This is a genomic window from Thiocystis violacea (assembly GCF_016583575.1).
Classification (GTDB): domain Bacteria; phylum Pseudomonadota; class Gammaproteobacteria; order Chromatiales; family Chromatiaceae; genus Thiocystis; species Thiocystis violacea.
Genome location: NZ_NRRG01000095.1, coordinates 1 through 8,059, shown reverse-complemented (window position 1 = coordinate 8,059; position 8,059 = coordinate 1). Strand labels below are relative to the sequence as shown.

At 66.0% G+C, this 8,059-nt stretch carries 5 protein-coding genes and 1 tRNA gene; 3 read left to right on the top strand and 3 right to left on the bottom strand.

Translation table 11 applies throughout. From position 1 onward, the window contains the following. Positions 1–92: 92 nt before the first annotated feature. The gene (gene yajC, locus CKO27_RS22840) at positions 93–422 is read right to left on the bottom strand and encodes a preprotein translocase subunit YajC (RefSeq protein WP_200377220.1); all 330 of its coding nucleotides are present in this window, start codon (positions 420–422) and stop codon (positions 93–95) included. A gap of 213 nt (positions 423–635) precedes the next feature. Continuing rightward, positions 636–4,574: an ATP-dependent RNA helicase HrpA gene (gene hrpA / locus CKO27_RS22835; RefSeq protein ID WP_200377219.1), complete on the bottom strand. Its 3,939-nt coding sequence runs from the start codon at positions 4,572–4,574 to the stop codon at positions 636–638. Positions 4,575–4,961: 387 nt separating this feature from the next. Here hrpA and CKO27_RS22830 point away from each other — a divergent pair. The 3 genes from CKO27_RS22830 (at position 4,962) to CKO27_RS22820 (ending at position 6,410) form a co-directional block, all read left to right on the top strand. Next, positions 4,962–5,037, top strand: a tRNA-Thr gene (locus CKO27_RS22830). Between the two features lie 245 nt (positions 5,038–5,282). Continuing rightward, positions 5,283–6,086: a hypothetical protein gene (locus tag CKO27_RS22825; RefSeq protein WP_200377218.1), complete on the top strand. Its 804-nt coding sequence runs from the start codon at positions 5,283–5,285 to the stop codon at positions 6,084–6,086. Between the two features lie 135 nt (positions 6,087–6,221). Beyond that, complete coding sequence (locus CKO27_RS22820; protein ID WP_200377217.1) at positions 6,222–6,410, top strand: hypothetical protein; 189 nt, start codon at positions 6,222–6,224, stop codon at positions 6,408–6,410. Here the strand turns inward: CKO27_RS22820 and CKO27_RS22815 are convergent. Beyond that, positions 6,380–7,495 (bottom strand): ISAs1 family transposase, encoded by a 1,116-nt coding sequence (locus CKO27_RS22815; RefSeq protein WP_200377216.1) that lies wholly within the window; start codon positions 7,493–7,495, stop codon positions 6,380–6,382. The genes CKO27_RS22820 and CKO27_RS22815 overlap by 31 nt on opposite strands. Positions 7,496–8,059 lie beyond the last annotated feature (564 nt).

Sequence of the window (8,059 nt, the reverse complement as noted above, 5' to 3'; positions counted from 1 at the left end):
GGGCGTGGGGCGGGCGTTGGCGGCCCGTCGAGAACGTGGCGACTGGGGCGCGGTCGCCCCGAGTCGGGTCCGGATCGTGAGCCTTGGGTCGCTCAGAGTTCCTTCAGCGTGCCCTTCGGCAGCACGGATTCGACGGCGGTGCGACGGACCTTGACCTGAAAGCCGTCGGCGACCTCGACCTGCACGAAGTTCTCACCAATATCGGTGAGGCGTCCGGCCATGCCACCAACCGTGATGATCTCATCGCCCTTGGCCAGGGACTCGACCATCTTGCGGTGCTCCTTCTGGCGCTTGGCCTGTGGACGGATCAGCAGAAAATAGAAAACAACGGCGAACAGGACCAGCGGCAGCAAGGCCATGAAGGGATCGCCAGCGGCAACGGGTTCGCCCTGGGCGAGTGCGTCCGAGATGAAAAAGCTCATGAGGTGCTCCCAAGTGGTTTGGATCGCTTACGAGTCAGGATCCGGTGGTTTGCGGCGGGCCGTCGCGTCACGCCTTCGGGCGGCCCCGGAAAAGGTGGAGCGGAATTATCGCACAGCGGCGGAGAACTTGAGAGCGCCAATCCGCCGCGCGCGATCGGACAGGGCGGGATCGGGCCGGATGCGATGCGTGGCCGGCTGGACCGGGGGCGTCGCTCACAATCCCAGTTCCTTCCAGCGCGCCTGGATCCGTTTGACCGACACCGGCCCGGCGGTTCCCACCTGCTGGGCGAAGAGCGAAATCCGCAACTCCTCGATCAGCCAGCGGATCTCATCCAGCCGCGGATCCCGCCGTCCGGCCGCGCGCGCGGCGGCGTCGCGTTCGCGCCAGCGGCTCTGGATCCCGGCCATTTCGGTCATCCACTGGCGGTCCCGGTCGGGGGCGTGGGCCAGTCGCTCAAGGCGTTGTTCGATGCCCCTGAGATAACGCGGATAGTCCTTGAGATGCGCGTAGGGGATCTGGCGCGCGAAGCCGCGAAACACCAGGGCATCGAGCTGGGCGCGGATGTCCAGCACCGAGGGCATCCAGTTGACCTGGGTGATGTTGGCGAGACGCTTGCGCAGCCCCTGGTAGCTGGAGAGGATGGCGTCGATCAGGGCGCAAACCGCGCTCGCGGTGCCGGGCAGACGCCCCTTGCGCTCGGCCAGGCGCCGCTCGAAATCGGCCTGGGCACGGATGGGCGGGCTATCCTCGACGAAGGTCAGATCCAGAATGAGGGCGATCAGTTCGTCGGCCAGATCCGACGACTTGGCCCCGGCCGGCGTGGCCGGAGTCGGGGCGCGCGCTTCCGGCTGGGGCGCCTTGGCATATTGCAGCCGCATCCGGTCCAGATTGGGAAGCTCCTTGCGCAGGCGCCGCAGCTCCGTCCCCAGATGCAGCATCAGCAGCCGCCGCAGCCCCTCGCGCTGGGCGAGCGCGGCGTTCTCCGCCGAATCCAGAACCTGAATGGCGACGCTCTCGCCGCGATCGATCAGCGCCGGATAGCCGAGCAGCCGAATGCCGGCGCGGGTCAGTTCGACCTGTTCGGGCAGATCGCCGAAATCCCAGCGGGTCAGTCCCTCGCGTTCGATGTGGCTGGTGGGAATGTGGGCGAAGCCCTGTTTGGCCTGTTCGCCAAATTGGCGCTTGAGCCGCGCCGGGTCATCGTCGACCGCGAGCGACCGTCCGGACTCGTCGACCAACCGGATCTTCATCCGCAGATGCTCCGGGATCAGGCCCTGGTCCCAGAGATCCTCCGGGACCTGGAGGCCGGTCATCGCCCTCAGCTCCTCCCCGAGCGCCTGGATCAGCGGTCGGTCCGAGGGCGCGAGGCGCGCGGCGAGCCGCGCGGCGGTGTCCGGAATGGGCACGAGTGACTTGCGGATCTGTTTGGGCAGCCCGCGCATCAGGGCGGTGATGCGCTCCTCGATCAGTCCCGGAACCAGCCAGTCGAGCCGGTCGGACGAGACCTGATTGATGAGCGGCAGGGGTACGACCAGGGTCACCCCATCGGCGGCGTCGCCGGGCTCGAAGCGATATTCGAGCGGCAGGGCGGTGGCGCCGATACGCAGACTCTCCGGGAAGGACTGCTCGGTGATGTCCGCCGCCTCGTGCAGCATGAGGTCGGCCATGCGCATGTGCAGGATCTTGGGTTCGGTTCGGGTCGCCTGGCGCAGCCATTGCTCGAACTGAGGCGTGGAGTAGATCCCCATGGGGACGCGATCGGCATAGAAGGCCAGGATCGCCTCCTCGTCGACCAGGATGTCGCGTCGCCGCGATTTGGCCTCCAGATGATGGACGTAGTCGATCAGCTCGCGGTTATGACGCCAGAAGGGCGCGCGGGTCTCGAAATCGCCCTCGGTCAGGGCCGAGCGCAGAAAGATCTCGCGCGCTTCGGCCGGATTGATGGGGCCATAGTTGACCCGCCGTCGGGCGACCAGGGTGACGCCGAACAGGGTCACTCGCTCGAAGGCCGCGACCTGGCCGGACTTGGACTGCCAGTGCGGTTCCGAGTAGCCGCGCTGCACCAGGGGCCGCGCGGCGTCCTCGATCCAGGCGGGTTGCACCTGGGCGGCGATGCGCCCGTACTGGCGGGCGGTCTCCACCCGCTCGCCGACCACCACCCACTTGGGCGGCTTGGCGAAGAGACCGGATCCGGGATGGATCTGGAAGCGGCTGTTGCGCGTGCCCTGGAATTCGCGGTTGCCCTCGCGAAAGCCGATGTTGCCCAGGAGTCCGGCCAGCAGGGCGCGATGCACCTCCTCGTAGGTTCCCGGCGCCTCGTTTTCCTTGAAGCCCATCTCCAGCATCTGCTCGCGCAGTTGGGCGTGGATGTCGCGCCATTCCTGGACCCGGTTCCAGGAGAGAAAATGACGCTGACAGAGCTTGATGAACTTGTTGCGCGACAGGGCGTGGCGTTCCTTGTCGAGGAAGCGCCAGAGATTGAGAAAGCTGAGAAAGTCCGAATCCTGGTGCCGGAAGGTGGCATGGATCTCGTCGGCCGCCTGCTGTTTGTCGAGCGGACGCTCGCGCGGATCCTGGACGCTGAGCGCCGCCGCGATCACCAGCACCTCGGTCAGGCAGTGGTGCTCGGCGGCGGCGAGCAGCAGACGCCCGATGCGTGGATCGACCGGCAGACGTCCGAGCTGGCGGCCCAGCGGCGTCAGCTCGCCCCTGGCGTCGAGCGCGCCCAGTTCCTCAAGGGTTCGGTAGCCGTCCGTGACCAGGCGCGAATCGGGCGGGTCGACGAAGGGAAAGCGCTCGATCGCGCCGAAGCCGAGCAGCTTCATCTGGAGGATGACCGCCGCCAGGTTGGCACGCGCTATCTCGGGCTCGGTGAAGGCGGCCCGCGCGCCGAAGTTGTCCTCGGAGTAGAGCCGGATGCAGACGCCCGCCGCGACCCGTCCGCAGCGTCCCTTGCGCTGGTTGGCCGAGGCATGGGAGATGCGCTCGACCGGCAGCCGCTGCACCTTGGTGCGATGGCTGTAGCGGCTGATGCGCGCGAAGCCGGGATCGATGACGTAATGGATGCCGGGCACGGTGAGCGAGGTCTCGGCCACGTTGGTGGCCAGGATCACCCGACGGGTGCCGTGCGCCTGGAAGATGCGCGCCTGCTCCTGCGGCCCCTGACGCGCGAACAGCGGCAGGATCTCGGTGGAGGGCGGATGATGGCGGCGCAGGGTCTCGGCGGTCTCGCGGATCTCGCGCTCGCCGGAGAGAAAGACCAGCACGTCGCCGCGCCCGACCGAGGCCAGTTCCTCCACCGCCGCGGAGATGGCCCGCTGCATGGCGTCGTCGCACTCGGCGGCGCTTTCGTCCTCCGGGGGCCGATGACGGACCTCGACCGGGTAGGTGCGGCCCGAGATCTCGATGATGGGCGCCGGCTGTCCCTTTTGATCGGCGAAATGCCGGGCAAACCGCTCGGGGTCGATGGTCGCCGAGGTGACGATCAGCTTGAGATCCGGACGGCGCGGTAGGATCCCGCGCAGATAACCGAGCAGAAAATCGATGTTGAGCCCGCGCTCGTGGGCCTCGTCGATGATGAGGGTGTCGTACTCGCTGAGCAGACGGTCGCGCTGGATCTCGGCCAGCAGGATGCCGTCGGTCATCAGCTTGATGGCGGTCTCGGGACGCACCCGGTCGTGGAAGCGCATCTTGTAGCCGACCAGCTCGCCGGTCTCGGTTCCCAGTTCCTGGGCGATGCGACTCGCCAGGCTCCGCGCGGCGATGCGTCTGGGCTGGGTGTGCCCGATACGCCCGGCGAGCCCGCGTCCCAGATCCAGACAGAGCTTGGGCAGTTGGGTGGACTTGCCCGAGCCGGTCTCGCCGCAGAGCACGATGACCTGGTGCCGCTCGATCAGCTCGGCCACCTCCGCGCGGCGCTCGCTGACCGGCAGCTCCGGGGGGTATTCGATGAGGGGCACCAGGGCCTTGCGTCGCGCGAACAGGGCTTGGGACGACTCGATGTCCTGCCGGAGCCTGGCCAGTGCCTGGTCAAAGGGCTGGCCAGCGCGCTCGCGCTTGCGCAGACCGCGCAGACGCGACTGGATGGTCTGGCGATCCCGGATCAGGACGCCTTCGAGGTCTTGCTCGGTGGGAAACTCGGATGGGTTCACAACGGATCCAGCGGCGAATGGAAAACTGATGGCCGGGGCTCGGCATCCAGGCGCCCGGTACGCGAGGATAGCAGGCGAGAGGACGCCCAGCCCGCGTCCCGATCAAACCCATACTGGGTGCAACCAAAAATGAGGCGTACCGGCCATCATCGGTTGGGGTGAACGCGAGTGAACCCCAACGTCCCCGCCGGCGGCTGAATGCTGGAGACGCTTGGTGGACGCGGGACGGGACGCTTGGAGGCGATATCGACGCGATGTCCTGACCGTCGATATCGGACACCCTGGCCAGGGTTTCCCAGCCAAGCATCGGTCATGGCCGCACTCCATACTTCCATACTTGATCGCTTGAGCAGGCAGGCCGCTTTGGATATGATTGCCGGCTTGATCGCCGATGTAGCTCAGTCGGTAGAGCAACGCATTCGTAATGCGTGGGTCAGCGGTTCGAATCCGCTCATCGGCTCCACATTTCAAAGACTTAAAGGCGCATGGATGCGCGTCAGTCGCCTATTCTAGCTTCTTTTAGCGTCCTGCGGTGTCACCTGATTTGTCACCTGCGGCACCCCTCCGAAAGACCTCCACACCAATGCACCTGGCGCATTTTCCGCCTAACCACGTCATAGGGAGAGAAGAGCGGCACTGGAGCATGAGGAAAGCGCCGGGTTCTGAGGGCTCGCCCTATTCCATCCGGCTCGCGCGCGTGAGTAGAGCGTGGCTAAACAATCTGCTTGGAGGCAACATGCGAGCGAGTGGGAGGCTCTGATCGCGCACGCCTGCGCGCAGTCCTGGAAAGCGCTCATGGCCGAGCGGCGGTTCTTTCCCTTCTACCCGCTCAAAGGCATCGGCGCGCCCCTGCCTCGGACCCTCGAGACACAGCCCCTTGATCAGTTGCGGAAGCGGCTGGGCGCCGACGCCGCGCTCGAAGCCTGGTCCCAATACCCCGACCTCCAAGCCATCGACCAGTTGTTCACCGAAGCCTCGGGTGACACCGCTGCTCCGCTCTCCCTCTACGAGGCGGCGCTGATGATCGGACGACGGCTGCTGGACACGCCCTCCGCCTTGAACGGTCGCTCGGCCGAGCTCTTCGCGACCCAGATTCGACGCGGGACCATCGATCCCCGCCATCCGCGCACCCTGATTCGCTACAGCGACCATCCACCCGAACGCGAGATCCCGGACCTGACCTGGCGGTTGCTCCCCCAAGAGTTGCAGACGTTCGCGATCGCGCAATGGGGGCATGCGCTCTACCGCGCCTCGGAGTTGGAGGATCTTCCCGACACGGCGGGGCGAAACGAGAAACCACTCGATGCGCGCGAGCGTAAAACCCTACTGCGCCTCATCGCCGCCCTGTGCGACCTGGCCCAGCTCGACCTGGACCAGCCCTACAAGAGCGCCGAGGTCATTCGCGTCAAGCTCGAAACGCTCGGGATCGCGCTCAAGACGGATACCATCGCGGACAAGCTCAAGGCCCTGCCGGACGTCATCCCCCGGCCGTTCAACACGCGCGATCCATGACCCCGCCGCGACCCCTATAGGGATCGCCAACCGTCCCTATAGGGACACAGCCCGCCCGCGCCGCTCTAGGCTACCTCTCGCGCCTCGCTCAGTCCCGACGCGAGGCTGACGACTTCATGCGATAGAGGTACCCTGATGACGACCACTCCCCGTCCCGCCCGCCACGACTGGCGCTCGATTGCCGCCCTGGCCGAAATCGTCAATGCCGGCACCAAGAAGACCACCCTCAGCGAGCATGCCCTGCGGCATTATGTCCGGCATGCCCAGGCCAATGCAGGGCGAGCGCGCATTAATCACTGTCCGAACACGACCTTGGCGCGATAGTCGTCGTTCCAGGCGGCCTTGCGGCGTTTCTGGGACAGGCGCAGTTTGGAAGGCTCTTGCTCGAAGAGGTTGAGGCAGAGGTGACGGATGGTGGTCATGATCGCCGGGGCATTGCCCTTGCGGAGGCGGCTGGCGTCGTCGCCGAAGATCACATCCAGGCGCCAGTGCAGGCGGTTTTCCACGCCCCAGTGGCCGCGCACGGCATTGGCAAAGCGTGCAGCCTGGGCCGGGATGGAGTTGATGAAGTAGCGCCGCTCCACGGTCTCGGTGGTGCCAATGGTGCAATGGCGCTCGACCATGCCGATGCTGCGCAGGCCGGTCCAGACGGGGGTGTCGGGCACGGTGCGCAGATCTTCGGTCACCCAGTCGCGACGCACTTCCAAGCGTCCATGGTCCTTGTCGATTTCCTGGTGAAAGTCATGTCCAACCGCGCTGAAATCCGCCTTGGCGGCCACGTCGAAGACGTCCTCGACGCGCTCCTGCAAGGCGCTCTGATTGCCTTTGAGGCCGAGCACAGAGTCGCCGCCCTGGGCGATGATCTGCGCGGCGATGGCGCGCTGGCAGCCCATCGCATCGATGGTGACGATGCAGCCGGTGAGTTCAAGAAACTCCAGCCGCTTGGGAATGGCGGTGATCTCATTGGATTTCTCCTCCGTCGCTTCCTGGCCAAGGACCAAGCGATTGCTGCACGCCCAGGCGCTGACCATGTGCAGCGCCGAGCGTCCTCGGCGCCGATCCCGCGAGCCGCGAGCGCGCTTGCCGTCGACGGCGACGACCTGCCCGCCGCTGCTCTCGGCTACCGCCTGCGTCCAACTGCGAAAGCACTCGCCAAACCCTTTCGGAGTCAGGCGCGAGACGACGTTGGCGATGCAATCATGCGAGGGGACGCCGTTGGCGAACCGCGCGAACGCGCGCAACCAGTCGAGCTTCTCGCGACCGAACTCCTCAATGGCCTCCCAGCCATCGGCGCCGCTGACCACCGCGCAGACGACCAGCAACACGATATCAAGTAGGGCATGGCGCTGATTTCGCTCCATCCGTGGGTCTTGAAGGGGGGCGAAATGCTCGAGGAAACTGGCAGACATTGAGAGACTCCTAATCGGGCTTCTCTCAAGAGTGCCGCAACTTGCTGCGAAAAATGAAATTTATGCGCGCTCGCCCTGCAGGCCAATGGGCTTACCCCCCATGTACGTAAGCTCGGACGTAAGATCCTCAGCGCGGAATCCGGTTTCTACGACTGGCTGAGTCGGACACCCAACGAGGGTTGATCCGTGGTCAGGCCAGCGCCTTGCCCTCCCACGCTGACCCTCACGCCGCCCGCGGCCGTTCCGCACCGAACCGCGGCTCCCAGCGAGCGCGGTCAGGGCAACGCTCGGGCACCGTTCAACCATCCACCCTGACCCGGTTCGATGCTCGCTGGGCCGGGTGAGCCGGAGCCAGTCTCATGGGGCCTGACAGTCCACCCAGTCCACCGGGTTCATCCCTGCCCGTCACCAACGCCGCCTTCCTCAAGGCCGTCTTCCCTAGTACCTCATTCCTCCTTAATTTGCGGATAGAGGCGCTTGAGCTTGATCCGTGCCTCCTCGGTCGTGAAGTGCCAATCGACTGTGGCGCTGGAGGCCTTGCGGCGATCCGCCCAGGCCTTGGCC

What these genes read in the sequence shown, in the direction of transcription:
- yajC (WP_200377220.1), bottom strand. Translation starts at nt 422, where the DNA reads ATGAGCTTTTTCATCTCGGACGCACTCGCCCAGGGCGAACCCGTTGCC.
- CKO27_RS22820 (WP_200377217.1), top strand. Translation starts at nt 6,222, where the DNA reads ATGACGACCACTCCCCGTCCCGCCCGCCACGACTGGCGCTCGATTGCC.
- CKO27_RS22815 (WP_200377216.1), bottom strand. Translation starts at nt 7,495, where the DNA reads ATGTCTGCCAGTTTCCTCGAGCATTTCGCCCCCCTTCAAGACCCACGG.